The organism is Variovorax robiniae, from assembly GCF_037889955.1.
In the GTDB taxonomy this organism is placed as follows: Bacteria; Pseudomonadota; Gammaproteobacteria; order Burkholderiales; family Burkholderiaceae_C; genus Variovorax; species Variovorax robiniae.
On the sequence record NZ_JBBKZS010000002.1, the window covers coordinates 269,495 to 296,155 of the forward strand.

The 26,661-nt window shown below is 65.1% G+C and carries 25 protein-coding genes and 1 other RNA gene; 11 read left to right on the top strand and 15 right to left on the bottom strand.

The features are described 5' to 3' along the window. Window positions 1-26 precede the first annotated feature (26 nt). The 9 genes from WKW79_RS05455 to WKW79_RS05495 all read left to right on the top strand — a co-directional run bounded on the left by WKW79_RS05455 (window position 27) and on the right by WKW79_RS05495 (window position 8,181). A complete protein-coding gene (locus tag WKW79_RS05455) occupies window positions 27-1,367 on the top strand; it encodes an ABC transporter substrate-binding protein (protein WP_340334098.1) in 1,341 nt (446 codons plus the stop codon). 33 nt (window positions 1,368-1,400) lie between these two features. Next, the gene (locus tag WKW79_RS05460; protein ID WP_340334619.1) at window positions 1,401-2,357 is read left to right on the top strand and encodes a carbohydrate ABC transporter permease; all 957 of its coding nucleotides are present in this window, start codon (window positions 1,401-1,403) and stop codon (window positions 2,355-2,357) included. A gap of 7 nt (window positions 2,358-2,364) precedes the next feature. After that, the gene (locus WKW79_RS05465; RefSeq protein ID WP_340334099.1) at window positions 2,365-3,321 is read left to right on the top strand and encodes a carbohydrate ABC transporter permease; all 957 of its coding nucleotides are present in this window, start codon (window positions 2,365-2,367) and stop codon (window positions 3,319-3,321) included. Next, window positions 3,318-3,524, top strand: a complete 207-nt coding sequence (locus WKW79_RS05470; RefSeq protein WP_340334100.1) for a hypothetical protein — start codon at window positions 3,318-3,320, stop codon at window positions 3,522-3,524. Before WKW79_RS05465 ends, WKW79_RS05470 begins: the two co-directional genes overlap by 4 nt. Before the next feature lie 11 nt (window positions 3,525-3,535). Next, window positions 3,536-4,660, top strand: coding sequence for an ABC transporter ATP-binding protein (locus WKW79_RS05475; RefSeq protein ID WP_340334101.1), 1,125 nt, complete (start codon window positions 3,536-3,538; stop codon window positions 4,658-4,660). Then, complete coding sequence (locus WKW79_RS05480) at window positions 4,653-5,684, top strand: ABC transporter ATP-binding protein (protein ID WP_340334102.1); 1,032 nt, start codon at window positions 4,653-4,655, stop codon at window positions 5,682-5,684. Before WKW79_RS05475 ends, WKW79_RS05480 begins: the two co-directional genes overlap by 8 nt. 22 nt (window positions 5,685-5,706) lie before the next feature. Further along, a complete protein-coding gene (gene dhaL, locus WKW79_RS05485; RefSeq protein WP_340334103.1) occupies window positions 5,707-6,327 on the top strand; it encodes a dihydroxyacetone kinase subunit DhaL in 621 nt (206 codons plus the stop codon). Window positions 6,328-6,349: 22 nt separating this feature from the next. After that, window positions 6,350-7,339, top strand: a complete 990-nt coding sequence (dhaK, locus tag WKW79_RS05490; protein ID WP_340334104.1) for a dihydroxyacetone kinase subunit DhaK — start codon at window positions 6,350-6,352, stop codon at window positions 7,337-7,339. A 116-nt stretch (window positions 7,340-7,455) separates the two neighbouring features. Next, window positions 7,456-8,181, top strand: coding sequence for an SOS response-associated peptidase (locus WKW79_RS05495; RefSeq protein WP_340334105.1), 726 nt, complete (start codon window positions 7,456-7,458; stop codon window positions 8,179-8,181). Window positions 8,182-8,238: 57 nt separating this feature from the next. Here WKW79_RS05495 and WKW79_RS05500 read toward each other — a convergent pair whose 3' ends face one another. Then, complete coding sequence (locus tag WKW79_RS05500) at window positions 8,239-9,717, bottom strand: coniferyl aldehyde dehydrogenase (RefSeq protein WP_340334106.1); 1,479 nt, start codon at window positions 9,715-9,717, stop codon at window positions 8,239-8,241. A gap of 645 nt (window positions 9,718-10,362) precedes the next feature. Between WKW79_RS05500 and WKW79_RS05505 the strand changes: the two genes are divergently transcribed. Together WKW79_RS05505 and xth are read left to right on the top strand one after the other, a co-directional pair. Further along, window positions 10,363-11,634: an MFS transporter gene (locus tag WKW79_RS05505; RefSeq protein ID WP_340334107.1), complete on the top strand. Its 1,272-nt coding sequence runs from the start codon at window positions 10,363-10,365 to the stop codon at window positions 11,632-11,634. 309 nt (window positions 11,635-11,943) lie between these two features. Next, window positions 11,944-12,717, top strand: a complete 774-nt coding sequence (gene xth, locus WKW79_RS05510; protein WP_340334108.1) for an exodeoxyribonuclease III — start codon at window positions 11,944-11,946, stop codon at window positions 12,715-12,717. A gap of 63 nt (window positions 12,718-12,780) precedes the next feature. Here the strand turns inward: xth and ntrC are convergent, their stop codons facing one another. From ntrC to ubiG, 14 genes are all read right to left on the bottom strand, one after another. Then, entirely contained in the window at window positions 12,781-14,337 is a 1,557-nt protein-coding gene (gene ntrC, locus WKW79_RS05515) for a nitrogen regulation protein NR(I) (protein WP_340334109.1), read from the bottom strand. Window positions 14,338-14,360: 23 nt separating this feature from the next. Then, on the bottom strand, window positions 14,361-15,437 hold the full coding sequence (glnL, locus tag WKW79_RS05520; RefSeq protein WP_340334110.1) for a nitrogen regulation protein NR(II): 1,077 nt from the start codon (window positions 15,435-15,437) through the stop codon (window positions 14,361-14,363). A gap of 5 nt (window positions 15,438-15,442) precedes the next feature. After that, window positions 15,443-15,943: a hypothetical protein gene (locus WKW79_RS05525; protein WP_340334620.1), complete on the bottom strand. Its 501-nt coding sequence runs from the start codon at window positions 15,941-15,943 to the stop codon at window positions 15,443-15,445. Between the two features lie 128 nt (window positions 15,944-16,071). After that, window positions 16,072-17,487, bottom strand: a complete 1,416-nt coding sequence (glnA, locus tag WKW79_RS05530) for a type I glutamate--ammonia ligase (protein WP_340334111.1) — start codon at window positions 17,485-17,487, stop codon at window positions 16,072-16,074. A 147-nt stretch (window positions 17,488-17,634) separates the two neighbouring features. Next, complete coding sequence (locus WKW79_RS05535; RefSeq protein WP_340334112.1) at window positions 17,635-18,435, bottom strand: competence/damage-inducible protein A; 801 nt, start codon at window positions 18,433-18,435, stop codon at window positions 17,635-17,637. Then, window positions 18,432-19,316, bottom strand: a complete 885-nt coding sequence (locus WKW79_RS05540) for an EI24 domain-containing protein (RefSeq protein WP_340334113.1) — start codon at window positions 19,314-19,316, stop codon at window positions 18,432-18,434. The genes WKW79_RS05535 and WKW79_RS05540 overlap by 4 nt, the downstream gene beginning before the upstream one ends. 16 nt (window positions 19,317-19,332) lie before the next feature. Beyond that, entirely contained in the window at window positions 19,333-20,301 is a 969-nt protein-coding gene (locus WKW79_RS05545; RefSeq protein WP_340334114.1) for a sterol desaturase family protein, read from the bottom strand. Window positions 20,302-20,314: 13 nt separating this feature from the next. Continuing rightward, window positions 20,315-21,109, bottom strand: a complete 795-nt coding sequence (locus tag WKW79_RS05550; protein ID WP_340334115.1) for a polysaccharide deacetylase family protein — start codon at window positions 21,107-21,109, stop codon at window positions 20,315-20,317. Continuing rightward, window positions 21,096-22,088 carry a YncE family protein gene (locus WKW79_RS05555; protein WP_340334116.1) on the bottom strand — a complete coding sequence of 331 codons (993 nt, stop codon included), beginning with the start codon at window positions 22,086-22,088 and terminating at the stop codon, window positions 21,096-21,098. Before WKW79_RS05555 ends, WKW79_RS05550 begins: the two co-directional genes overlap by 14 nt. 75 nt (window positions 22,089-22,163) lie before the next feature. Then, window positions 22,164-22,895: a 16S rRNA pseudouridine(516) synthase gene (locus tag WKW79_RS05560; RefSeq protein WP_340334117.1), complete on the bottom strand. Its 732-nt coding sequence runs from the start codon at window positions 22,893-22,895 to the stop codon at window positions 22,164-22,166. A gap of 143 nt (window positions 22,896-23,038) precedes the next feature. Then, window positions 23,039-24,634 carry a methyltransferase regulatory domain-containing protein gene (locus WKW79_RS05565; RefSeq protein WP_340334118.1) on the bottom strand — a complete coding sequence of 532 codons (1,596 nt, stop codon included), beginning with the start codon at window positions 24,632-24,634 and terminating at the stop codon, window positions 23,039-23,041. A 220-nt stretch (window positions 24,635-24,854) separates the two neighbouring features. After that, window positions 24,855-25,241: a transfer-messenger RNA gene (ssrA, locus tag WKW79_RS05570) on the bottom strand. 12 nt (window positions 25,242-25,253) lie between these two features. Then, window positions 25,254-25,922: an HAD family hydrolase gene (locus WKW79_RS05575; protein ID WP_340334119.1), complete on the bottom strand. Its 669-nt coding sequence runs from the start codon at window positions 25,920-25,922 to the stop codon at window positions 25,254-25,256. Next, complete coding sequence (gene ubiG, locus WKW79_RS05580) at window positions 25,922-26,641, bottom strand: bifunctional 2-polyprenyl-6-hydroxyphenol methylase/3-demethylubiquinol 3-O-methyltransferase UbiG (protein WP_340334120.1); 720 nt, start codon at window positions 26,639-26,641, stop codon at window positions 25,922-25,924. The genes WKW79_RS05575 and ubiG overlap by 1 nt, the downstream gene beginning before the upstream one ends. Between the last annotated feature and the right edge of the window lie 20 nt (window positions 26,642-26,661).

Below are 26,661 nucleotides of genomic sequence, written 5' to 3' on the forward strand. Positions count from 1 at the left end.
ACCCCTTGTTTTTCTGGAGACTGCTCATGAAATCGATCTCGAAGATGCTGCCGGGGGTGCTCGCCCTGGCGACGGCCACCGTTCTCGGCCTCACCAGCACCCAGGTGCAGGCGCAGGACAAGACCATCACCCTGTGCTGGGCGGCATGGGACCCGGCGAACGCGCTGGTCGAACTCTCGAAGGACTTCACCGCCAAGACCGGCGTGAAGATGAAGTTCGAGTTCGTCCCGTGGACCAACTTCGCCGACCGCATGCTCAACGAGCTCAACTCCAAGGGCAAACTGTGCGACCTGATCATCGGCGACAGCCAGTGGATCGGCGGCTCGGCCGAGCAGGGCCACTACGTCAAGCTCAATGACTTCTTCGCCAAGGAAGGCATCAAGATGACCGACTTCGCGCCCGCCACCGTGGTGGGCTATGCGGAGTGGCCGAAGAACACACCCAACTATTGGGCCCTCCCCGCCATGGCCGATGCGGTGGGCTGGACCTATCGCAAGGACTGGTTCGCCAAGCCCGAGTTGCAGGCCGAGTTCAAGGGCAAGTACAAGCGCGACCTGGCGCCACCCAAGACCTGGACCGAGTTCAAGGAAGTCTCGGAGTTCTTCCAGGGCAAGACCATCGACGGCAAGAAGGTCTACGGCGCCTACATCTTCACCGAGCGCGGCTCCGAAGGCATCACCATGGGCGTGACCAACGTGCTCTACCCGATGGGCTTCAAGTACGAAGACCCGAAGAAGCCGTATGCGATGCAAGGCTTCGTCAACTCGCCCGACGCGGTGCGTGGGCTGGAGTTCTACAAGGCGCTCTACAAGGGCAGCACCCCGCCCGGCCTGACCAACGCGTACATGGGCGAGGGGCTGGACGCCTTCAAGTCCGGGCAGGTCGCGATGATGATGAACTGGTTCGCCTTCTTCCCGGGGCTCTACAAGGACCCGAACGTGGGCGGCGACAAGATCGGCTTCTTCACCAATCCTTCCGACAAGACCAAGGGCGTGCAGCTGGGCGGCCAAGGGATTTCGGTGGTGTCGTACTCGGCCAACCGCAACGAGTCGCTGCAGTACATCAAGTGGTTCGCGAGCCCCGACGTGCAGAAGAAGTGGCAGGCCATCGGCGGCTCATCGGCAGCCAAGGCGGTGCTGGACGATCCGGCCTACCCGAAGAGTTCGCCCTTCGCGCAGCCCTTCCTCGACTCGATGGGCATGGTGGTCGACTTCTGGGCAGAGCCTTCCTACGCGCAACTGATGCTCGCCATGCAAAAGCGCGTGCATGACTACGTGGTTGCCGACAAGGGCACCGCCAAGGAGGCACTGGATGCGCTGGTCGTTGACTGGGGCAAGGTGTTCAAGGACGATGGCAAGTCCAAGTAAGGCGCAACGACCGTGAGCGCCATCCGTCCACCGATGCCGAGCCCGACACCAGGAATCGTCGCCCGCGTTGCCGAAGCCACGCCACCGGCCGTGGCCATGCGCATGCGCGGCTTGTCGGACCGGGCGATCGCGTGGCTCTTCGTCGGGCCGACGATGGTGCTCCTGCTGGCGATCAACATCTTCCCGTTGATCTGGACGATCAAGCTGTCGTTCACCAACTACCGGGCCAACCGGCCCAACGCCAACGTGCTGGACGTGGGCATCGACAACTACGTGTCGGTGCTCACGGACCCGGACATCTGGCTGGCGATGCAGGCCACCGCGCACTTCCTGTTCTGGACGATCTTCCTGCAGATGGTGATCGGCTTTGCGCTGGCCTATCTCATCGACCGCAAGTTCCGCGGCCACGGTTTCTGGACGACGATGATCCTGATTCCGATGATGTTGTCGCCCGCGGTGGTCGGCAACTTCTGGGCCTTTCTCTACCAGCCGCAGATCGGGTTGTTCAACTACGCGGTGTCCTTCCTCACGGGCGTGCCGGCGTCTTCCTTCGAGATGATCGGATCGGTCAAGCTGGCGCCGTGGGCCATCATCATCGTGGACACGTGGATGTGGACGCCCTACGTGATGCTGATCTGCCTGGCGGGCCTGCGCTCCATCCCCGACTACATCTACGAGGCGGCCGAGGTGGACCGCGCCTCGAAGTGGCGGCAGTTCTGGTCGATCACGCTGCCGATGGTGCTGCCCTTCATCATGCTGGCCGTGCTGTTCCGCGGCATCGAGAACTTCAAGATGTTCGACATGGTGAACCTGCTGACCTCGGGCGGCCCCGGGTCGGCCACCGAACTCGCGTCGATCACACTCAAGCGCGAGGCCTTCGAGAAATGGCGCACGGGCTATTCGTCGGCGTTCGCAATCATCCTCTTCGTGTCGGTGTTCGGCCTGGCGAACATCTACGTGAAGGCGCTCAACCACGTGAAGAACCGCTGAGGTCACCATGAGCCAAGGCATCAGCACCGCGCATTCCGTCGTCGAGCCGAGTTCACGCACGCGCTGGTTCGCGGGCTCCGTGGTCGTGCTCTATGCGCTGGTCACGATGATCCCGCTGGTGTGGATCATCCTGACCGGCTTCAAGACACCACCGGATTCGATCAGCTATCCGCCGAAGATCGTCTTCACGCCCTCGCCGCAGGGCTACTGCAACCTGTTCACCACACGCTCGCGCCAGACGCCCGAATACGTCGCCGCGCTGCCTCCTGCGACGGAAACCTGCGACAAGGTCGCACGCGCCGACAACATGGTGATCGCAGGGCCGTCGAACTACATCCCGCGCTTCATCAACTCGCTCATCATCGCCTTCGGCTCGACCGTGCTGTCGGTGGGCTTCGGCGTGATGGCGGCCTATGCCTTCTCGCGCTTCAAGGTGCCGTTGAAGGACGACCTGCTGTTCTTCATCCTGTCGACGCGCATGATGCCGCCGATCGCGGTGGCGATTCCGATCTACCTGATGTACCGCGAGCTGGGCCTGTCCGACACGCGGCTGGGCATGATCCTGCTCTACAGCGCGGTCAACGTGTCGCTCGCGGTGTGGCTGCTGAAGGGCTTCATCGACGAGATTCCGCGCGAGTACGAAGAGGCCGCGATGGTCGACGGGTACACGCGGCTACAAGCCTTCCGCAAGGTGGTGCTGCCGCAGGCGACAACGGGCATCGTGGCCACCTCGATCTTCTGCCTGATCTTCGCGTGGAACGAATATGCGTTTGCGGTGCTGCTGACGTCGGGCACGGCGCAGACGGCCCCGCCGTTCATTCCGATCATCATCGGCGAGGGTGGCCAAGACTGGCCTGCCGTCGCAGCGGGAACCACGCTGTTCCTGATCCCGATCCTGGTCTTCACGATCCTGCTGCGCAAGCATCTGCTGCGCGGCATCACATTCGGAGCCGTGCGCAAATGAACTCGCCCACCGCCACGCACGAACAACGCCGCTGGCCCCGCTGGCTGCGACGCGGCCCGATGGAAATCACCGCCTGCATCGTCATCACGGCCGGGCTGGTGATGATGCTGCAGCCGCTGGCGATGGTGCTTTACACCTGGTCCTTCGTGACGACGCTGTTCGGCACGCTGCTGTTCATGGTCGTGTCAAAGTTCCCCGAGTAGCCGAGGTCGACATGGCCGACATCCGCGTCCACCACCTCCACAAGGCCTTCGCCGATTTCACGGCGGTCAAGGACTCGACCTTCACCGTGCACGACGGCGAGTTCTTCTGCCTGCTCGGCCCCTCGGGCTGCGGCAAGACGACCACGCTGCGCATGATCGCGGGGCTGGAGTTGCCGACCTCCGGCCAGATCTTCCTCGGCGACGAGGACGTGAGCTTCAAGCGCGCATCGGCACGCGACATCGCCTTCGTGTTCCAGATGTTCGCGCTGTATCCGCACATGAACGTGCGCCGCAACATCGCCTTTCCGCTGGTGTCGCAAGGCATGCCGCGCAACGAAGTCAACCAGGCCGTGGAACAGGCTGCGCGCACCTTGCGCATCACGCACCTGCTCGACAAGCCGGTGTCAGGCCTGTCCAGCGGCGACCGGCAACGCGTCGCGCTCGGCCGCGCCATCGTTCGCCAGCCATTGGCCTTCCTCATGGACGAGCCACTCGGCGCACTCGATGCCGAGTTCCGCGAAGTCATGTGCCAGGAGCTTCGCGCCCTGCACGACCGCCTGCATGCCACCACCGTCTACGTCACGCACGACCAGATGGAAGCGATGGCGATGGCCGACATCATCGCCATCATGAACGAGGGCGTGATCGAACAGCTCGGCGCACCGCTGGAGGTGTACGAGCGACCGGCGAGCGTGTTCGTGGCGGACTTCATCGGCGCACCGTCGATGAACTTCCTGCCCTTCGAGGCGGCGATGGCCAGCGGTGACGATGCGATCCACATCGGCCCCGCGAAGGTCGCCGTGCCTGCCGCACGCGAGGACATCTCCGCGCGCAACCTGCTGTGCGGCGTTCGGCCCGAGCACGTGCGCTTCCACGACGACTCCATGCTGCGCGCCGAAGTGCTCGGCACCGAATACCTCGGCACCAGCACCGTTGTCACGCTGGCCACCGCGCAAGGTGCCACGGTTCGGGCCAAGGTCGACGTCGCGAATCCCGCGCGGCGCGGCGACCACGTGGGCCTCGCGTTCGATGCGCGCGCCGTGTCGCTGTTCGACGCGGCATCCGGCCGCGCGCTGCGCACCGCGCGCGACGACCAACCGCACGCCGTACGACGCCAGGGAGCCCGTCATGGCTGAACTGCGCCTCACCCACATCGGCAAGCGCTTCGGCGCGATCCAGGCGGTCGATCGGCTGTACCTCGACATCCCGAGCGGCGAGTTCTTCGTGCTGCTCGGCCCGAGCGGTGCCGGCAAGACCACCACATTGCGCCTGGTCGCAGGCCTGGAGCAGCCAGATGCCGGCAACGTCTACATCGGCGGGCGCGATGTAACAACGCTCGCTCCGGCCCTGCGCGATGTCGCTTTCGTGTTCCAGCAGTACTCGCTCTACCCGCACCTGAGCGTCTTCGACAACCTCGCATTCCCCCTGCGATCGCCCCTGCGCCCGACACCCGAGCCAGAGGTCCGCCGCAAAGTCGAGGAAGTCGCGCAGATGCTGCGCATCCACGACAAGCTGAAGAACCCCGCGACGAAGCTCTCGGGCGGCCAGATGCAGCGCGTCGCCATCGGCCGCGCCCTCGTGCGCAGCCCGTCGCTCTACCTCATGGACGAGCCGCTCTCCTCGCTCGACGCCAAGCTGCGCAACGACCTGCGCCTCGAACTCAAGCGCATCCAGCAGGACCTCGGCGCGACCATGCTCTACGTCACGCACGACCAGATCGAGGCGATGACCATGGCCACGCGCATCGGCGTGCTCGATGCCGGGGTGCTGGTGCAGGTCGGCACGCCGCAGCAGATCTACGAGGATCCACGCAGCAGCCATGTCGCGGCCCGGCTCGGCTCGCCGCGCATCAACCTCTTTCCGCGCGCGCTGGTGCCGGGCGTGGCTGGGCCACAGCAGGCCGTGACCGTGGGCGTGCGCGCCGAGCACCTGCGCATCCATCGCGATGCAAGCAACACCGCGCACCGAAGCGCCCGCGTCAAGCGCATCGAGCGCCTCAGCGACCAGCACCTGGTGCATGTCGGCCTCGACGACAGCGACCAGGAACTGATCGTTTCCGCCCCCGGCGGCGACAGCTTTGCGCCCGACGATGTGGTGCGCGTCGAACTGATGCGCCCGCTCTGGTTCGACGCCGAAGGCCAGCGCATCGCCACCACATGAAACACAACCAGGGAAGAAAGACATGCCGTACACCGACCTCATCCGCAACGCCACGCAAACACTGATCGACCACGTCGACGAACTCACCGAACTCGACCAGGCCATCGGCGACGGCGACCACGGCCTCAACATGCGCCGCGGTGCGCTCGCCATTCAGGGCAAGCTCGACGACATGGCCGGCCAGTCGCTCAACGAAGCGCTGCGCACCATGGGCATGACCTGCATGTCCACCATCGGCGGCTCGTCGGGGCCGGTGTTCGGCACGCTGATGATCACGCTCGGCAAGGAACTGCCCGACCCACCCACCGCCGCCGCACTGGCCAGCGCGGTCGACGCCGGCATCAAGGCCCTGACACGGCTCGGCAAGGCGGAGGTCGGCCAGAAGACTTTGCTCGACGTGCTGGACCCTGTGCAGAAGGTGCTGGCCGAGGGCGGCGACAACCTCACCGCGCGCGTCCGCGACTGCGCATTCAAGAGCGCCGACGCCACTGCCGCGATGGACGCCATCAAGGGCCGCGCCTCCTTCCTCGGCGATCGCGCGCTGGGCCATGTGGACCCGGGTTCGCGTTCGATGGCATTGATCATCGGCGCGATCTGTGACAGCCTTTCCGCGCCCGCGCCGACCTCTTCCCTCTCCGCCTGAATCGCCAGAAAGCCCTCGCCAAATGAAGAAGCTCATCAACGACGTCGACAACATCCTGACCGAATCCCTCGACGGCTTCACCGCTGCGCATGCCGATATCGTGACGCTCGGCGAGGGCGGCCTGTTCGTGCGGCGCAAGACACCCAAGCCCGGCAAGGTGGCGTTGATCTCGGGCGGCGGCTCGGGCCATGAACCGCTGCATGCCGGCTTCATCGGCCATGGCATGCTCGACGCGGCCTGCCCCGGCCAGGTGTTCACCTCCCCCACGCCCGACCAGATGCTGGCCGCCGCGCAGGCCGTCAACACCGGCGCCGGCGTGCTGTTCATCGTGAAGAACTACTCCGGCGACATGATGAACTTCCAGATGGCCGCGGAGATGGTCGACTGCGACAACGAGACGGTCATCGTCAACGACGACGTGGCCGTGGAGAACTCGACGTACACGACCGGTCGGCGCGGCGTGGCCGGCACCTTGATCGTCGAGAAGATCGTCGGCGCCGCGGCCGAGCGCGGCGACTCGCTCGAGCAACTGAAGGCGCTCGGCGATGCGGTCAACAAGGCCACCGCCTCGATGGGCGTGGCGCTGACCTCCTGCACCGTGCCGGCTGCCGGCAAGCCGACTTTCCAGATCGGGCCCGACGAGATGGAGATGGGTGTCGGTATCCATGGCGAGCCGGGGCGCCGCCGGGTCAAGCTGGCATCGGCCGACGACATCGCGGCGGAACTGACCGGCGCGATCCTCAAGGACCTTTCATTGAAGGCTGGGCAGGAAGTGATCCTGCTGGTGAACGGCTTCGGCGGCACGCCCTTGATGGAGCTGTACCTGATGGTGAATTCTGTGCGCAAGATCCTGGGTGACCATGGGCTGAAGGTCGCACGCTTCCTGACCGGGCCTTACGTCACGTCGTTGGAAATGGCCGGTTGCTCCGTGACGGTGACCGCCGCCGACGCAGCCACGCTGGCGCTGTGGGATGCGCCGGTGCATACGCCAGCATTGCGCTGGGGCGTCTGATCGTTCGGCCCTCCGGGCGCTGTGCAGCAACAGCGCCCGCCCGATCGGAATGCAGGCCGGCGAGACCTCGACGGTTTTAAAACGCCGTCAACTTCGCGCGGCACAATCCCTTTCCCATGTGCACCCGCTACACCCCGCCCGACTGGGCCGCCATCGAGCGCGAGTGGCTCATCGGCGCCCGCAACCAGCCGCCCTGGCCCGCCGAGATCTTCCCGCGCTCGCCAGGCCCTTTCATCCGCCGCGCACGCGACGAAGTGGACTACGCGCGCGAACTCGTCGTCGGCCAATGGGGCCTGATCCCCTGGTTCGCGACCGAGCCCAAGCTCAAGTTCCCCACCAGCAACGCGCGCTCCGAGGAACTGTCGGCAAAGGCGAGCTACAAGCAGCCGTGGGCGCGCGGCCAGCGCTGCATCATCCCGGCAAACACCTTCGACGAACCCAACTGGGAAACTGGCAAGAACGTCTGGTGGACCTTCAGCCGCGCCGACGGCGCGCCCTGGGGCCTGGCCGGCCTGTGGAACGTCTGGACCGACAAGCTCACCGGCGAGGTGCACGAGAGCTACACCATGCTTACCATCAACGCGGACGCGCATCCGCTGATGAACCGCATGCACAAGCCCGACCCCAAGGTCGGCCCCGACCAGCAGGACAAGCGCAGCGTGATACCGATCGAGCGTGGCGACGTCGACCAGTGGCTGGCCGGTACCGTGAAGGAAGCGACCGAATTGCTGCGCCTCGCGCCGGTGGATGTGTTTATCGGAGCGCCGTCCATTGCGCCCGCGCCGCCGCCGAAAAAGCAGACGCCACCGCCGGCGCCGCCGCAGCAGCCTAGCCTCTGGTGAGGCGCCGAGCACCGCCGCTGCACCGGCACCCTGCGCCAAGGTGCCCGCGGCCAACGCTCAGTGCTTGCCTGTGGAGCCGCCCAGGCTCGGGTCTGCATCCCCGAGGAAGTACTTCATCGTGATCCGCTGGGCCAGGTTGCCATACGGCGGATAGAACAGGTCCACCGGGAAGAAGCGGTGCCGCTTGAACACCGTCTTCGCGTGCGACAGCTCGCGGAAGCCTTCCTCGCCGTGGTAGTTGCCCATCCCCGAGTTCCCGACACCGCCAAAGGGCGCATCGTGGTTCACCACATGCCAGCCCCAGTCGTTGACCGACACGCCGCCCGAATGGGTGCGCGTGAGGAGTTGGTCGCGCTCGGCGCTGTCGTGGCTGAAGCAGTAGAGCGCGAGCGGCCGTTCGCGGTCGTTGATGTAGTTGATGGCTTCTTCCATCGTGTCGTAGGGCACCACCGGCAGCAGCGGACCAAACAGTTCCTCCTGCATCACCAGCATGTCGGGCCGCAGGTTCGTGATGATCTGCAGGGGCAGCGCGCGGTCGGCGCCCGTCGGCATCGGCCCGCATGATTCGATCTTCGCGCCCTTCTCGCGAGCATCGTCCAGCAGCCTGCCGATGCGCTTGAACTGCCGGTCATCGACCACCGAGGTGTAGTCGGGGTTCCCCGATGCCTTCCCCTTGAAGAAGGCCTGCACGGTACTGCGCACGCCCGCGATGAATTCGTCGACGCTCTCGCGCGGCACCAGCGCGTAGTCCGGCGACACGCAGATCTGGCCGGCATTGGTCGTCTTGCCGTGCGTGATGCGCTTGGCGGCATCGGCCACGGGATAGTTGCGCGTGACGAGCGCCGGCGACTTGCCGCCGAGTTCCAGCGTCACCGGCGTCAGGTTGGCCGCCGCCGCACGCATCACGATCTTGCCAACCGCGGGCGAACCGGTGAACACGATGTGGTTGAAGGGCAGCGTGGTGAAGACGCTGGGGTCGACCAGTTCCTCGCCGACCACGGCCACGCGGTCTTCCGGGAAGACTTCGGCCAGCATCTTGCGCAGCACCACGTTGGTGGCCGGGGTGGCCTCGGGCATCTTGATCATCACGCGATTGCCGGCCGCCAGTGCCGCAATTGCCGGGCCGATCGACAGGTAGATCGGGAAGTTCCACGGCGTGACCACGCCGACGACGCCCTTGGGCTGGTAGCGCACCGACACGCTGTTGGTCTTGAACAGCAGTTCCGTCGCGCGGCGGCTCGGCTTCATCCAGCGCTTCAGGTGCGAGATGGCATGGCTGGCTTCCATCGTGCAGCCCAGCAGGTCGAGCATCTTCGACTCGGCATGCGAGCGGAAGCCGAAGTCCTTGCTCATCGCGTCGGCCAGCACGTCCTGGTAGCGCTGCATCTGCGTCTTGATCGCCTTCACATGCGCCACGCGCTCGCTGGCCGAGGGATAGGGCTGCGCCCGGAAGGCTGCTTGCTGCGCCGCGAAGAGGCGTGCGACGCGCTCGTTGGCTTCGAGCGCAGCGGGGGTTTGGAATGGGGCGTTGTTCATGGAGTGTCTCCAGTGGGAGGGGCATGGGCGCTGGGTGGGATGTCGGCGCGCCTCGACACGTGGCGCATTCTCCAGATCACCCAGCCGTATGCCTAGGTTCGACTCCGACAAATATGAGGTGGAATCCTGCCAACCTCACCATCGACGCCGTAGCGAGCCACCTTGCGAGGCAGGGCGTGTCGAATCCTGACGACCAGGCCCGCGTGGGGCCTCGATCAAACATCGTGCGTCCTTGCGATCGTGGCGTCAAGGCGTTGTCCACGTCGAGAACGCTGGCTCGCGTCCCCATGACCTGACGCGCCGCGCATGGCGCAGGAGCCACGGGGATCATGGTTTCCCACTAGAGGATTTGTCGGTTTTTGGACAGACGGCAAAAGCGCTCCGAGCCCAAACTCGCGCCAAACAAAAGTAGTCAAGGCCATGACACATAAGAAAAGGGAGGGTCATTGCGACCCAGCTTCCATTGCTGCATTTGGACAAATGCAGGCCCCGCTTTCTGCCGGCGGCACAGGACACCCCATCGATCGGCGGCAGCCTGATGCTTGAAAAAGCCGCATGCCCCATGCGCGGTCCGGGCGCGACCGCGCACCCCGCCGCCCGCCGCACCACTTTCCGCCTCGTCATAAAAACACTGGAGACTACAACTTGACTACACAAGAATTCCGGCCCGCGCGCGCATGGAGCATCGCGGCCATGTTGACGCTGTTCATGGTGGTGAACTTCGCCGACAAGATCGTCCTGGGCCTCGTCGCCGTCCCGATGATGGAGGACCTGAAACTCACCCCCACCGAGTTCGGCGTCATCGGCAGCAGCTTCTTCTGGCTGTTCACGTTTTCCGGCATCGCCGGCGGCTTCCTGGCCGATCGCTTCCAGGCCAAGTGGCTGCTGCTGGCCATGGCGGTGATCTGGTCGGTGTGCCAGTTGCCGATGGCATACAGCTCGTCGATCGCTGTCATCATCGCCGCGCGCGTGCTGCTGGGCATCGGCGAAGGTCCGGCGTGGCCCGTCACGGTCCATGCCGCCTACAAGTGGTTTCCGGATGAAAAGCGAAACCTTCCGGTGGCCTTGTTCTCGCAGGGCGGCGCCGTCGGCCTGCTGCTTTCAGGCTTGACGATTCCCCTGATCACGGCCCATTACGGCTGGCGCGCCAGCTTCCTGGTGCTCGGCGCCGTCGGCGTGATCTGGGGCGTCCTGTGGCTCCTGATCGGCGCCGAAGGCCCGATCGGCGCGCACGCGCAAGGCGCGAAGGTCGACGTCAAGAAGAATGACGACGTGCCCCTGAAACGCCTGCTGATCGACGGCACCGTCTGGGGCAATTTCCTGCTGCACTTCGTGGCGTACTGGGGCCTGGCTGCCACGCTGACCTGGCTGCCGGCCTACTTCCAGAAGGGCCTGGGCTACGACAACATCGCCGCGGGCCGCATCTACGGCATCGTCGTTGGCGTGAGCATTCCGCTGGTGCTGATCGCCTCGATCCTGTCGCAAAAGCTGCTCAACAAGGGCTGGAGTTCGCGCAATGCGCGCGGTCGTTTCGCCAGCGCGGCACTGATGATTGCCGGCGTTCTCATGATGATGATGATGATGCTCAAGGACCCGAGCAACGCCATGCGCATCGGCTTCTTCGCCGTCTCGCTGGGCTGCACGACCGCCATCTATTCGTTGGGCCCGGCCATGCTGGCCCAGGTCGCGCCGGGGTCGAAGCGCGGCGCCGTGCTCGCATTGGACAATTCCATCGCGGCATTGGCCGGCCTGCTGGCGCCGCCCATCCTCGGCAAGCTGATCCAGTCCGGCACCGGCGCGGGTGGCTACGAGATGGGCTTCTTCGTCAGTGGCGTCCTGATGATCCTGGGCGGCATCATCGGCTGGATGGTCGTCAATCCGGAGGGGTCCATCCTCAAGCTGGCCAAGGCCCGCTGAGGAAGCAAAGGGCCGTCGGGACAAGGCTACGCTTCTGGGTGGACTCGCCGCGCGCCGACCAGTCCATGCACCACCAAGGGGACCCACGGGTCCTCTTTCTTCTTGCCTGCCAGAAGCCCTGCCAGATCGAAGCCGCGGGAGCCGCCTTCAGACTTGTCTCGCAGCGAACCACGGCCGCGAAACCGGTTGAGCCCTGCGGGAAGGCACAATGGGCGGCGCAGCGCGCTCGCCTGCTGCCGGACGCAAGGCCATCCGACGATGCTTCTGCCATCCGGCCCATTCGCCACCCAACATCAGCCCGATCCATCCATGCGAATCGCCACCTGGAACGTCAACTCCCTCACCGCCCGTCTGCAGCATGTGCTGGACTGGCTGATCGCCAATCCGGTCGACGTGCTCTGTCTTCAGGAACTGAAGATGACCGACGACAAGTTCCCGCTCGAGGTGCTGAAGTCGGCCGGCTATGAAGCCGCGGTGTTCGGACAGAAGACCTACAACGGCGTCGCCATCCTGAGCCTGCAACCGGTGCGCGACGTGGTGAAGAACATCAGCGGCTTCACCGACGAGCAATCGCGCGTGATCGCCGCCACCATCGACACGCCCGCAGGCGAAGTGCGCGTGGTCAACGGCTACTTCGTCAACGGCCAGGCGCCCGGCTCCGAGAAGTTCGACTACAAGATGAAGTGGATGAACGCGCTGCGCGAATGGTTGCGCCAGGAAATGGTTGCGCATCCCAACCTGGTGCTGCTCGGCGACTTCAACATCGTGCTGGAAGACCGCGACAGCTTCGACCCGGTTGGCCTGGCCGAGACCATCCATCACACGACCGCCGAGCGCGACCAGTTCAAGGCTTTGCTCTCGCTCGGCCTCACCGACGCGTTCCGCCTGTTCGACCAGCCGGAAAAAAGCTACTCATGGTGGGACTACCGCATGCTCGGCTACCAGAAGAACCGCGGCCTGCGCATCGACCACATCCTCGTCAGCGCCCCGCTCGTGCCGTTGGCCAAGAGTTGCGTGATCGACCGCGTGCCGCGCAAATGGAAGACGCCGAGCGACCACGCGCCAGTGGTGCTGGAGATTTGACGGGCTGTTGAATGCGGGGCGGACAGTCGGGCGCATTCAGCGGCTCTGCCCCCTCCGTCCCAGCTACTCGATCCCCAACTCCTGGATCTTCCGCGTGATCGTGTTGCGCCCGATGCCGAGCTTCTGCGCTGCCTCGATGCGGCGGCCTCGCGTGCTGGCCAGCGCGGTCAGGATCAGCCGGGATTCAAAGCGGCGCGACAGCGCATCCCACACATCGTGACGACCGGCCGCAAGCAGGGCTTGCGCCTCGTGCTCCAGCCCGGTCTCCCATGCCTCGACACCGCCACCGACGGGCGCAGGCACAGGCTCACCCAGCGCAGGCGCGGGCGGGGTCGCAACGTGCGCGGCGAACGCTTCGACGAAGGGCTCGTGTTCCACCGGCGCAATGGCGGGCAACGCAGCCGATGATGCGGGCGGTTGATGCGTGGCCGCCGGCCCTTCCACCGGCGCACCCGCAATCACCTCGGGCGGCAGATCCTTCGGCTCGATCAACTGCGCGGGCGCCATCACCGTGAGCCAGTGGCAGATGTTCTCCAGCTGCCGCACGTTGCCCGGGAAGTTGAAGGTCGACAGCTGCGCCAGCGCCGCATCGGAAATGCGCTTGGGGTCCACGCCCAGTTGCTTGGCGCTCTGCTGCAGGAAATGCCGCGTCAACGCATACACGTCCTCACGGCGCTCGCGCAGCGCCGGCAGCCGCAGCCGGATCACGTTCAGGCGATGGAACAAGTCCTCCCGGAAGTTGCCCTGCTTGACGCGCTGCTCCAGGTCCTGGTGCGTCGCCGCGATCACGCGCACATTCGCCTTCACCGCGTTGTGCCCGCCCACGCGATAGAAATGCCCGTCGCTCAGCACGCGCAGCAGGCGCGTCTGCAGGTCGAAGGGCATGTCGCCGATTTCGTCGAGGAACAACGTGCCGCCATCGGCCTGCTCGAAGCGTCCGCGCCGCATGGTCTGCGCGCCTGTGAAGGCGCCGCGCTCATGGCCGAACAGTTCGCTTTCCAGCAGATCCTTGGGGATGGCCGCCGTGTTGATGGCCACGAAGGGTCCATCGGTGCGCGGCGAATGCTTGTGCAATGCACGCGCCACCAGCTCCTTGCCCGAGCCCGATTCGCCCGTGATCAGCACCGTCACATTGCTCTGCGACAGGCGGCCGATCGCACGGAACACGTCCTGCATCGCGGGCGCCTGGCCCAGCATCTCGGGCGCGGCCACCATGCGTTCCTCGGCCACTTCCTCGCGCTGGCTTTCATCGACGGCACGGCGGATCAACTCCACCGCACGCGGCAAATCGAATGGCTTCGGCAGGTATTCGAACGCACCGCCCTGGAAGGCCGACACGGCACTGTCCAGGTCGGAGAACGCGGTCATGATGATGACCGGCAGACCGGGGTGCGTGAGCTTGATCTTGTCGAGCAACTCGAGACCCGAGCCGCCCGGCATGCGGATGTCGCTCACCAGGACCTGAGGCCCCTGCGACTCGTCTTCCTTGGCGGCTTCGAGCGCCGCCAGCACTTCGCGCGTATTGGTGAAGCTGCGTGTCGGCATGTCTTCACGCAGCAGCGCTTTCTCAAGCACAAAGCGTATCGATTGGTCGTCATCCACTATCCAGATCGGCTTCATGCAACTCCTGTTCGGCCTGGCTGCTAAGGCAGCGGTATCAATATCCTGAAATCGGTCCGGCCCGGGACGCTGTCGCACTCGATCACGCCGTGGTGTTGCTGCACAAAGGTTTGCGCCAGCGTCAGTCCCAGCCCTGTCCCGCCTTCCCTGCCCGATACCAACGGGTAGAAGATGCGGTCCTTGATCGCGTCCGGCACGCCCGGTCCATTGTCAATGACATGCAATTCCAGTGCCAGTCGATACCACTGCTTGTTGAAGATGACCTGACGTGCGACGCGCGTCTTGAAGGTGATGCGTGCATCGCCCGCGGCGCGACGCTCGGCCAGTGCCTGCGCCGCGTTGTGGACGATGTTGAGCGTGGCCTGGATCAGCTGCTCGCGGTCACCGCGGAACTCCGGGATGGACGGGTCGAAGTCGCGCTCGATGTGCAGGTCGCGCGGGAACTCCGCGAGGATCACGGAACGCACGCGCTCGCACACCTCGTGGATATTGACGTCACCGACCACATGCGGGCGACGATGCGGCGCCAGTAGCCGATCCACCAACGTCTGCAGCCGGTCGGCCTCATGGATGATGACCTGCGTGTACTCGATGAGGTCGCGTGACTCGACCTCCATCTGAAGCAACTGCGCCGCCCCACGGATGCCGCCCAGCGGGTTCTTGATCTCGTGCGCGAGGTTGCGAATCAGCTCCTTGTTGGCCTGCGCCTGGTCGATCAGGCGCTCCTCGCGGTCCTGGCGCACCTGGTTCTCGATGGCCAGCATCTCGATGATCAACTCGCCCGTCTTGTCGGCACGGGACAGCGTGACCTGCACCGGCATCAACTCATGGTTGACGCGGCGCAGGAAGGCCTCGTAGCGCAAGGTGGCGAATTCATGCGTGCAGGCGCCGTCGATGGCCGTGCGCAGCACGGCGGGTTCATGGAAGCAGGCGCCGAACTGCGAACCCTCGAGCGTGCGGCGCGAGGTACCCAGTGCGTCTTCCAGGGCCGCGTTGGCGAACAGCACCGAGCCGTCCGGCTTCACCACGGCAATCATCGTGGCGAGCAGGTCGAAGGACTGGAAGCGCTTGTTGTTCGCCGCGGCCTTGCCGAAGGCCATGGCGATCACGGATTGGCCGGCGGCGGCAGGCGACCCAGTTCGCGGCGGATGCCGGCGATGTCACTCTCGTTGCGGGCGATGTTGGCCTTCATTTCAGCCACGCGGTCCAGGTACTTCTGGTAGTTGCGGGCTTCGCTGCCCTGCTTCTCGGGCTCGCCGTTGTTGTATTCCTTGAGCAGTTCGACCTGGCGCGCCTCGGCCTTTTTCAACTCGCTCTGCAACACCGTGCGCGCCTCGCCGTCACGGGCGCGCTGGTCGGCGGTCTCGACGCGCGGGCTGCCGGGCGGTGACTTCACGGCGCCGGCCGTCGACGATGCTGCAGCGGCCGGCCGGCCGCCCTGCACCACGGTGACGTTGCCGCCTTCCATCACCTTGCACCCGCGCTTCTGCGCCTCGGTGGCGTTGTTGGTGTATTCGTTGCCGCAGCGGTAGACCCGCTCCTGGGCCAACGCCGGCAAGGCGGCCAACAGGGCCAGGGGCAACAACAGGATCGAGACAGGTTTCATGTTCATGTAGGGAGTGCGCGGCTGGGAAACATTTTCGTTGCATTTGGATGCGATGGGCATTCGCATGTTCCCCGTCAACGAAAAAGGACGGCCGAAGCCGTCCTTTTTTGCATTGCTTGACCCGGGGATCAGAGCGAATAGTACATGTCGAATTCGACCGGATGCGTCGCCATGCGGAAGCGGGTCACTTCCTGCATCTTGAGGTCGATGTAGGCATCGATGTACGCATCGGTGAACACACCCCCCTTGGTCAGGAACGCGCGGTCCTTGTCCAGGTATTCCAGCGCCTGGTCGAGGCTGTGGCAGACGGTCGGGATCAGCGCGTCTTCTTCCGGCGGCAGGTGGTAGAGGTCCTTGCTCGCGGCTTCGCCCGGATCGATCTTGTTCTCGACGCCGTCGAGGCCGGCCATCAGCAGCGCGGCAAAACCGAGGTACGGGTTCATCAGCGGATCCGGGAAGCGCGCTTCGACGCGGCGGCCCTTCGGGTTGGCCACGAACGGGATGCGGATCGAGGCCGAGCGGTTCTTGGCCGAGTAGGCCAGCTTCACCGGGGCTTCGAAGCCGGGCACCAGGCGCTTGTAGCTGTTGGTGCCGGGGTTCGTGATGGCGTTCAGGGCACGGGCGTGCTTGATGATGCCGCCGATGTAGTGCAGCGCGAACTCGGAGAGGCCTGCATAGCCGTCACCGGCGAACAGGTTCTTGCCATCCTTCCAGACCGACTGGTGCACGTGCATGCCCGAGCCGTTGTCGCCGACGATGGGCTTGGGCATGAAGGTCGCGGTCTTGCCGTAGGCATGGGCCACGTTGTGGATCACGTACTTCTGCAGCTGGACCCAGTCGGCGCGCTGGATCAGCGTGCTGAACTTGGTGCCGAGTTCCATCTGGCCAGCGTTGGCCACTTCATGGTGATGCACTTCGACCGGGATGCCGAGCGATTCGAGCACCAGGCACATTTCCGAACGCATGTCCTGGAAGCTGTCGACCGGGGGCACCGGGAAGTAGCCGCCCTTGGTGGCGGGACGGTGGCCGGTGTTGCCGTGCTCGAATTCCTTGTCGGTGTTCCACGACGCTTCTTCGGAATCAATCTTCACGAAGCAGCCCGACATGTCGTTCTTCCAGCGCACGCCGTCGAACACGAAGAATTCAGGTTCCGGACCGAAATAGGCCGTGTCGCCCAGGCCCGAAGCCTTCATGTAGGCCTCGGCGCGCTTGGCCAGCGAACGCGGGTCGCGCTCGTAGGGCTTGCCGTCCGACGGGTCGATCACGTCGCAGGTCAGGATCATCGTCGTCTCTTCGAAGAACGGGTCGATGTTCGCAGTGTTCGGGTCGGGCATGAGCTGCATGTCCGAAGCCTCGATGCCCTTCCAGCCAGCGATCGAGGAGCCATCGAAGGCGTGACCGTCGGTGAACTTGCCTTCATCGAAGTGCGAGACCGGCACGGTAACGTGTTGTTCTTTGCCGCGGGTGTCGGTAAAGCGGAAATCGACGAACTTGACCTCGTTTTCCTTCACGAGTTTGAGTACGTCGGCGACGGTCTTTGCCATCAAATTCTCCTTGCGATGGGGGTGGTTAGAAATTCAGGGGGTGGGAATGCAGTTTCTGTGCCCATTCTCGCCGCATGCGACAAGGGCCTCGAATACGTCTTTTGGCCCCGTCGGGGCGCCTATTCTCCTCTTTTGGTGCGCGATTTTTCAACGCACCATTTCGGGGCCAAGTCGTGCATTAAAACCGTGCAGGCCGTCGATGAGCTGCTGGTACGCGGCTTCCAGGCCGTCCGCATGGCCCTTCACGCCGAGCTCGATGTGGCGGCCGTGCTCGGGATGATCGACGCTCGGCAGGCTGAACACCTTGACGCCCGGATGCGTGCGCTCGACGGCTTCCATGAGGGGCGTGAGCGTGGCCTCCATCGCCCCATAGACGATCACGGATTTCTCGGCGCTGCGCCCGTGGGCGAACAGGTCGGCATAGCGATCCTCCAGGACCGATTCGATCATCGGCCAGGCCATCACCGGAAAGCCGGGCACGAAGTGCACGTCGGCCACGCTGAAGCCCGGAATCTTGTTGTACGGATTGCGGATGATGGTCGCGCCTTCCGGGAACACGCCCATGTTGAGCCGATGCACGTTATCGGGGCGGTCGGGCTCGTAGGGGATGCCCTGCTCGGCCGCGGTGTCGCGCATGCGCTCGCGAATCAGGGCTTCCGCCTCCGGATGCAGAGCCAGCGGCCGGCCGAGCGCCGCCGCGGCGCACTGGCGCGTGTGGTCGTCCGGCGTGGCGCCGATACCGCCGGTGGAAAAGACGATGTCGCCGGATGCAAAGGCACGCTTGAGCACCGCTGTGATGCGATCGCGCGTATCGCCGACGTACTCCGCCCAGTCCAGTTGCAGGCCGCGCGCCGCCAGCAGTTCGATGACCTTGGGCATGTGCTTGTCGAGGCGCTTGCCCGAGAGGATCTCGTCGCCGACGACGATCAGGCCGAAAGTCCGATTCATGGAGCTCCCCATTGCGTCTGGATGGCCCGGTCCGCATCGTGCGACAAGGTGGCCGGGCCTTGGGCGACGGCAAAGGCCAGCGCCGCACGTTCCGCGCGCAGTCGCGCCAATGCATCGAGGCAGTAGTGCGCGAACCACAGTGCCGAGAACGCGAACACCAGCGTGTAGATCCAGATCGCGATCGGCGCCAGGATGAAGAAGCCGGCGGCGAACAGCAGCCCGGAGGCCCAGACGATGCTCGGCGCGGCGCCAAGGTAGCCGCACAGCACGCCGATGGCCAGCAGTGGCAGCCGGTGCGTGCGCAGAATCGTCGCGCGCTCCTCGGTGTCGGCGTGCTCGGACAGCGCATCGAAGCTCATCACGCGGTAGGTGAGCCAGCCCCAGATCAGCGGCGGCAGGACCAGCACCAGCGGCGGCACCAGCCACAGCGGCATCGACACCACCAGCGCAACGAGGGCCAGCAGCGTCAGCCCCAGCGACCGGATCACGCTCCAGATCAGCGAGGGCCCCTTCTTGTGCTCCAACTCCGGAAAGCGCCGCGTGGCCACCAGCCGCGTCAGCGCCGGCGCCATGAGCCCCGAGACGACCAGCAGCGAGACCAGCACGATGGCCGGCGTCGCCGCCAGCACCACCACCAGTTGGGCCAGCGTGGCCGAGAAATCGCTGGAAAAAAAGTTGCCGATCCAGCCCCAGAAGTTCGCCAGCAGCGGCCAGGAATCCAGCGTCGAACGCGTCCAGGCGACCGCCGGATCCCAGAAGAAATAGCCCAGCCCCGCTGCCAGCCCGACCATCAGCACCAGGGGCAGGAACGACAGCAGGATCACTCGCGGGCGCAAGCAATACGCCACCGCGCGCCAGAAAGAATCGAGAAGAATTCGCATCGATGGCGAGGATACGCTACCGCCCCGCCATGCGCCGCAACCCCAGCCATTGCTGCGCCCAGAAGCCGCGCCCGTACTCCCGCACCCGGCCCGACGCGCCGGGCTCGACCTGGTCCCGGATGCCGGTGGGCTCATAGCGATGCGTGAAATCACCCGTGCGAAACAGCATGTCCCACCAAGGCAGCAGCACGCCGAAGTTGTGCCCGCCCAGCGTCGTCGGGCCATTCGACTCGTGGCCGATGCCGATGCTGTGATGCACCCGGTGAAAGCGCGGGCTGATCCAGAGCCGCTCGCCGATGGCGCCGAAGGACAGGCGCAGGTTGGCATGCTGCAGGCTCTCGCTGAGCTGCGTGAAGGCGACGATGGCGATGAACTGCCCCGGCGCCACGCCGATCAACTGCGCCACCACCACGATGATCACATCGTGAATGACGTCGTCCAGCAGGTGGTTGCGGTTGTCGCTCCACATGGTCATCTGGCGCTGGGAGTGATGCAGCGAATGCAGGCCCCACCACCAGTTGAAGCGGTGCTGGCCGCGGTGGATCAGGTACTCGACGAAATCCAGCACCACCAGGTAGATCACAAAGGCAACCCAGGGGATATCGGTGACGCCCGGCCAGAGGTCGTCCAGATGCAGCGCGCCCCAGCCGTCGATGCGCAACATGCCGAGCACGTCATCGAACAACGGCTGCAACAGGAAGAACATCCCGAGCCGGAACAGCCCGAGCCGATGGACCAGCGTGTAGAGCACATCGACGCGGATCGCATGCCGGTCCGTCACCGCCTCGACCGGTCGCCAGCGCTGCAATGGACCGATCAGCGCAATCAGGATGCCGATCTGGATCAGGCCGACCAGCAGCCAGCCCGTCGCATCGAACGCATCCTCGACCAGGCCACCCAGACCCACTGCATAGACGAGCGGCTGCACCGCCGCCTCGAACAGCCACTGCTGCAAGGCGGCAAATTGGTCAGTGAGCCATTCCATTGCAGCCGTCTCGTCAATGCGCAGCGATCCAGGCCTTGTAGTCGGGATGCTGGCGCAGCGTCTGGAAGCAGAAGCCCTTCTCCTTCAGGCCCACGATCAGCGGCTCCAGATCGGCCGGCGCCCATGGGTCCTTGCGCGACCAGATGCCCAGGTGCGCCAGCAGGATGTCGCCCGGACGGATGCGCTCGAGCGCCTGCGCCAGCAGCTTTTCGTTGCTGTATGTCTCGCTCGGCAACTCGTCGCCCAGGAAGCCGGCCGGCGACCAGCCCACATGCTCGTAGCCGCAGGCCTTGGCGGCGGCTAGCAGCTTCGGCGAGGTCTTGCCACCCGGCGCGCGGAACAGCGGCAGCGGCTTCTTGCCGGTGACATAGGCCAGCCGATCCGCGGCCTTGGTGATGTTTTCGCAGTACTGCGCCGCGGTCCAGGTGAATTCGCGGCCCGCGAAAGCACCCATCGACGGCCGAACGCGGAAGCGCGGCTCGATGCTCTTCTCGTCGCCGCGCCAATAGACGTGGTCGTAGGTATGCGACCCGAACTCATTGCCTTCGGCGGCCCGCGCCTTCCACCAGGCCGCCCAGTGGTTGTCGAGGCTGTCGCCATCGGTCTGCGTGCGCTCGGCGGCGGCAAAGAAGGTGACCCGCACGTTCTGCCGCTTCAGCACGTCGGCGAACAGCGGCGCCACGCCCATGTGACCGGTGTCGACCGTCAGGTAGACCGGCTTGTCGCAGGTTTGGGCCGCCGCACCGGCGACGGCTGCGAAGGCCGCACCCAGCAGGCCGGCAACACGCAAGGACCTAGCGAGCGCCATGGTCCAGCGTCCAGACGCCATGCGGCGAGCGACCCACATTGACCTGCCGAACGACCTTGTGCGCCGCCAGGTCCACCACGCTGAGCTTCTTGGCCCAGCGCGAGGTCACGAACAACGTCTTGCCGTCGGCCGACACGTCCATGCAATCCGGGCCGCCCGGCACCGGATAGTCATCGGTCACCTTGAGCGTCTGGATGTCGATGCGGCTGATGCTGTTCGACACGCGATTGCTCACGAACACCGACTTGCCATCGCCCGCCGCGCGGAACGCATGCGCACCCTTGCCGGTGAGGATCTTGCCGATGGCCTTGGGCTGCGGGCCGGACACGTCGAACACCTGCACGCCATCGCTGCCGGTCAGGCCCACAAGCAGCGTCTTGTCGCCGTTGATGCCGTAGATGTCCGCCGGCATTGCGCCGGTAGGCGTACGCCACTTGATCGCCTGGGTGGCCAGGTCGACCGCGATCAGCTCGTCGCTGTCCTGCATGGTGACATAGGCGATCGTGCTGGTCCTGTCGATCCAGATGTGGCTCGGCGTCTTGCCGGTGGCAATGCGCTTGGCCAGCTTCAGCTCTTTGCCGTCCCAGCGAAAGATGTCGACATGGTTGAGCCGATTGCCGGCGGTCACGAACCACTTCATGTCGCGCGAGAACTGCAACTGGTACGGATCGATGATGCCGTGCACCACGCGCTGCACCTCGGCCGTGCGCGGGTTCAGGAAAGTCAGCGAATCGCCGGCCGAATTGGCCACGATGAGCGATTGCTCGTCGGGCGTCAGGTACAGGTGATGCGGCTCCTTGCCGGTCGGGATGCGCTGCTTCTCGGCCCAGCTGACAGGGTCGATCACGCTGACCGTGGCGTCGAGCGAATTCAGCACGAAGACCGGTGGCGGCTCCGCCCCGAAGGCAGGCGACAGGGAGGCGGCCAGGGACAACAAAAAGGCCGCGATGCGGCCAGTCGGGGAAGCAGAAATTCGCAAGGGGAGATTCCGTAAGAGTGCCATCGAATTTTAACGGGCCGGGCAGACCTCCGGCTGACCAGCATCCACCCCCAATCAGTGCTGTTTTTGGCGCAATGACTCGACCTCTTCGGCCGTGAGCCAGCGCCACTGGCCCGGCGCCAGGTCCGACGGCAGTGCGAGCCGCCCGATCGACGAGCGATGCAAACCCTCGACCCGGTTGCCCACCGCCGCCACCATCCGCTTGACCTGGTGGTACTTGCCTTCGGTCAGCGTCAGGCGCAGGTGCAGCGGCGCGACCGCCTCGCAAGCCGCTGCGCGCACAGGCTTCGGGTCATCATCGAGCACCACGCCGGCCAGCAGCTTCTGCACCTGGGCATCGTCCAGCGGATGCTTCACGGTGACTTCGTAGACCTTCGGCACATGGTGCTTGGGCGAGCCCATCCGGTGGATGAATTGGCCGTCGTCGGTCAGAAGCAGCAGGCCGGTCGTATCCTGGTCGAGCCGACCGATGGCCTGCACGCCCTGCACCGCACCCTTGTTGGGGCGCAGACGCAGGGGCGACGGCAGCAGCGTGTAGATGCTGGGCCAGGTCGACGGCTTCTGCGAGCACTCGGTACCCGCGGGCTTGTGCAGCATCAGATAGGCCTTCTCGTGGAACGCCCACTCGGTGCCTTGCACCTTGTAGTGCAGTCCCGTGGGTTCCAGGTCGATGAACGGATCCGTCTCGACGGCGCCGGCGATCGACACATGGCCTTGCTGCACCAGGCCGGCACACACGCGGCGGGTGCCGAAGCCCTGGCAATAAAGAATTTCCTGGAGTTGCACGATTCGAATGATCCGGAGAGCGATGTTGTGGCGCGATCCATTCGCGCCGCCGAAGCAGCGATTGTTGCCGACGCCGTCGCCCGCCCACGGGTGGTGGCGTCGCAGCATTTCGCGGCGGCCCCGCAAGAGTCAGCGCCCCCGATTCAGGCCGCCAGCAATCCCTTGCGACGCAGGTCCTTCAGTGCCAGCGCCACCTGCTGCGCGGCGAACTCGCGCAACATCGATTCATCCGTCAAGGGCTGCTCATCCTTGATGAAGCGGATGCGTCCCGCACGCGCCTCCTCGACGAGATGGTCTGCCAGTGCAGCATGTCCGTGACCTCCGTCCAGCAGGGGCAACAGGCAACGCTCGAGCGGCGACAGCGCGACGCTCTCATGCCACAGGTTGCAAGCCTGGGCACTCGGGCCGGTGTGCAGCGCAAGACCTGGCAAGCTGCGCACGGCCGACAACGCGCGCGGACTTTCCGCCACCGTCGCGGCTGCGCCGAACGGACTCCGGCGCAAGCGCACCGCGCCGAGAATGAGCAACTCCTCCAGCATCGACATGACGAACGGCTCGACAGCATCGCGCGGCTCGCCGGTGCGCACGGCCACCTCGTCGAACAACTCCTCGGGCAGGACAGCCGCCGGATAGTTCTGATCCAGCACCTGCGCCACCGCCTTGTGGACCGGCAGGCGCAAGGTGACCTTCTGGTTGCGCAACGCGGTGCATGGCTGCTCGGGCCCGTCGAGCCGGATGGTGCCGCCATCGTCCGGCAGGAACACCCCCGCGTAAGCCATCGCGCGCAGGCGCACCGGATCGAGCCGATAGCGGACCTGTCCCACGCGCTCCTTCTTGACCAGCAGCGTCTGCCGGAAGGTGCGATTGATCAGGAAGTCGAGGTACTGCTCCATCATGACCTGGCTGCCGCCGCATTCGCGCAACAGCGGCTCGCGCACCTTCTCGCCGTAGTTCTGCACGAACATCGTCGAAGGCTCCGCATCCGCCAGGTAGGCCAACCCGTGCGTGCCGGCGCGCTCGACGAACTCCTTGAAGTAGCACGGCGCATTGCAGGGTTCGAGGAACTCGTGCAGCAGGTAGGCGTCGCTCGCATTGCGCACGATCGGCATCGACTCCTCGAGCGTCTTCTCCAGCACACTGTCCTTCCTGGCCGATTGCTCCAGGAACTCCAGCATGCCGCGTGCGAACGACAGCTTCTCCCCCGGCGCATCGCGCGGCCCGCCGCGCAGGATCATGGCGTCGCGCACGATCTCGCGCGCCTTCCAGCCCGGATAGACGTTGTAGCTCACATAGGCCACGCCATTGGGCGCAAGGTTCTCGGCGCACACCCGCAGGATCGCCGATTGGACCGTGGGCGGCACCCAGCTGTAGACGCCATGGCAGACGATGTAGTCGAACTTGCCGAAGGAAGCGTCGATGTCGTTGATGTCGAAGGCTCGCAGGTCGATATTGCTCAGCCCCGCCTGGTCGATGGCAGCGGCGCCTTGCGCGACCTGTACCGACGAAACGTCCACGCCAATCGCCCTGCCTCCGGGATGCCGCGCCGCGAAGGGAATGAGGTTGCCACCGGCCGCGCAGCCCAACTCCAGCACCCGGGCGACGGGAGGCGGCTCGGCCTCGAGACCGAAAAGGTACGCCAGCGCTTCCAGGTGCTCTGCCGCCGACTGCGGAAAGGGATGCGAGTCGTACGGTACCGCGTCGTAGTACTTCGTGATCGCGGTCGTCAGGGTGTCCGGCATGCGATTTTCCTGGGCAGAAGAAAGACAGGCCGGCAGCGCTCGGGCCCGGGGCAGTGCCGAATATAGTCCCGCGGGTCAAGAAACCATCATGGCCGCCACACGGCACTTCGCGGACCTGCCGCAGCGCTTCCAGCCGCAGCACGCCAGGTCAGCCGCAACGTGGCGCCGGGATTTCGGGCAAGAAAAAGGGCCCGGAGATCATCCGGGCCCTCTGGGGGTTTGGTGGAGCTGGGGGGATTTGAACCCCCGTCCGCAAGCCTTCGTCGCGCAGTTCTACATGTTTAGTGATCTGATTTGAATCTCACCTCCGGAGCCGCGCAGTCACACGCTGAACCGGACGCCAGCACCCTATTTTCTCGCCCCGACCCAAGGTACCCGGATCGGAGCCAGCCCATGTAATTATCTTTGCAGCCGGGAGGTGTCAGGTTGCCCCTTCACCCCCTTGCCCAGCCCATCGGCCTGCTGTTGCAAAGCTCACTGGCAATTAAGCAGCGAGTGCGAAACGTTCGTCGTTTGCAGTTAGTTTGTTTGAATCTGTTTTACGAGCGCATTCAGCTCGACATGCCCCGCTGCGATTCCGAACCCACGTCGAAACCAGTGCAGCCCCAAGCCCCCCATTCTAGGCTTGCTTCAGTACCTGCAACAGTTGCAAGGGTGAAGCAATGGCCGCATTCGCTTGCCACGCGGTGGCGTCGGCCTCCTCGCCCAGATAGCCGTAGGTGGCCGCGACGGTCTGCATTCCCGCGGCGCGCCCGGCCTGGATGTCGCGGTAGTCATCGCCTACATAGATGCATCGGGCCGGGTCGATGCCGAGACGGCGTGCCGCTTCGAACAAGGGCTCCGGGTGCGGCTTGGCAAAAGGCGTCGTGTCGCCGCTGATGATGGCGCCGGCACTGGCGAACAGCGGGATCGCGCGCGTCAGCGGCACCGTGAAGCGCTCCGATTTGTTCGTCACCACGCCCCAGCCGAGCCCGCGCGCGCACAGGGCCTCGACCAACTCGGGCACCCCGTCGAAGATGAAAGTGTTGGCCAGCATGCGCGTCTCGTAGTTCACATAGAACTCTTCGCGCAGTTCGTCGAATTCGGCCGCCTCGGGCGTGATGCCGAAGGCGATCCCCAGCATGCCTCGCGCGCCCGCTCCGGCCATCGGCCGGTACAACAACGGGTCCAGCGAAGGCATGCCACGGTCGGTGCGCATCTTGTCGGCGGCGGCGCCCAGGTCGGGCGCGCTGTCGATCAGCGTGCCGTCGAGGTCGAACAGCACGGCTTGAACATCATGGAATGGCATCACAGGGTGGCAGGCGGTCGTTGGGTCGCAAACATGTAGTTCACGCTGGTGTCGTCATTGAGCCAGTAACGGCGCGTGATCGGGTTGTGCTGCAGGCCCCGGGTCTCGCGCAGCACCAGGCCGGCGGCGCGGCAGTGCGCGGCGAGTTCGCTCGGGCGGATCAGCTTCTGGTACTCGTGCGTGCCGCGCGGCAGCATGTTGAGCAGGTATTCGGCCCCGACGATGGCCAGCATGAATGCCTTGAGGTTGCGGTTGATGGTCGAGAAGAACACCCAGCCGCCGGGCTTCACCAGCGTCGCGCAGGCCTTCACGACCGAAGCCGGGTCCGGCACATGCTCCAGCATCTCCATGCAGGTCACGACGTCGAATGAGGCTGGCGCCTCCGCCGCCATGGCTTCGGCGCTCACCTCGCGGTACTTGACGTTGCGCGTGCCGGCTTCCAGCGCATGCAGTTGCGCCACCTTGAGCGCCTTGGTGGCCAGGTCGATGCCGAGCACGTCGGCGCCCTTGCGCGCCATCGAATCCGCCAGGATGCCACCACCGCATCCGACGTCGAGCACGCGCTTGTCGCCGATCGGGGAAATTCCGTCAATCCAGTCGAGCCGCAATGGATTGATTTCGTGAAGCGGCCGGAATTCGCTCTCCAGATCCCACCAGCGATGTGCCAGTTCCGAAAACTTGGCCAATTCGGCCGGGTCCGCATTCAAGCTATTAGTCATCCCGTGATTATGAATGGCGC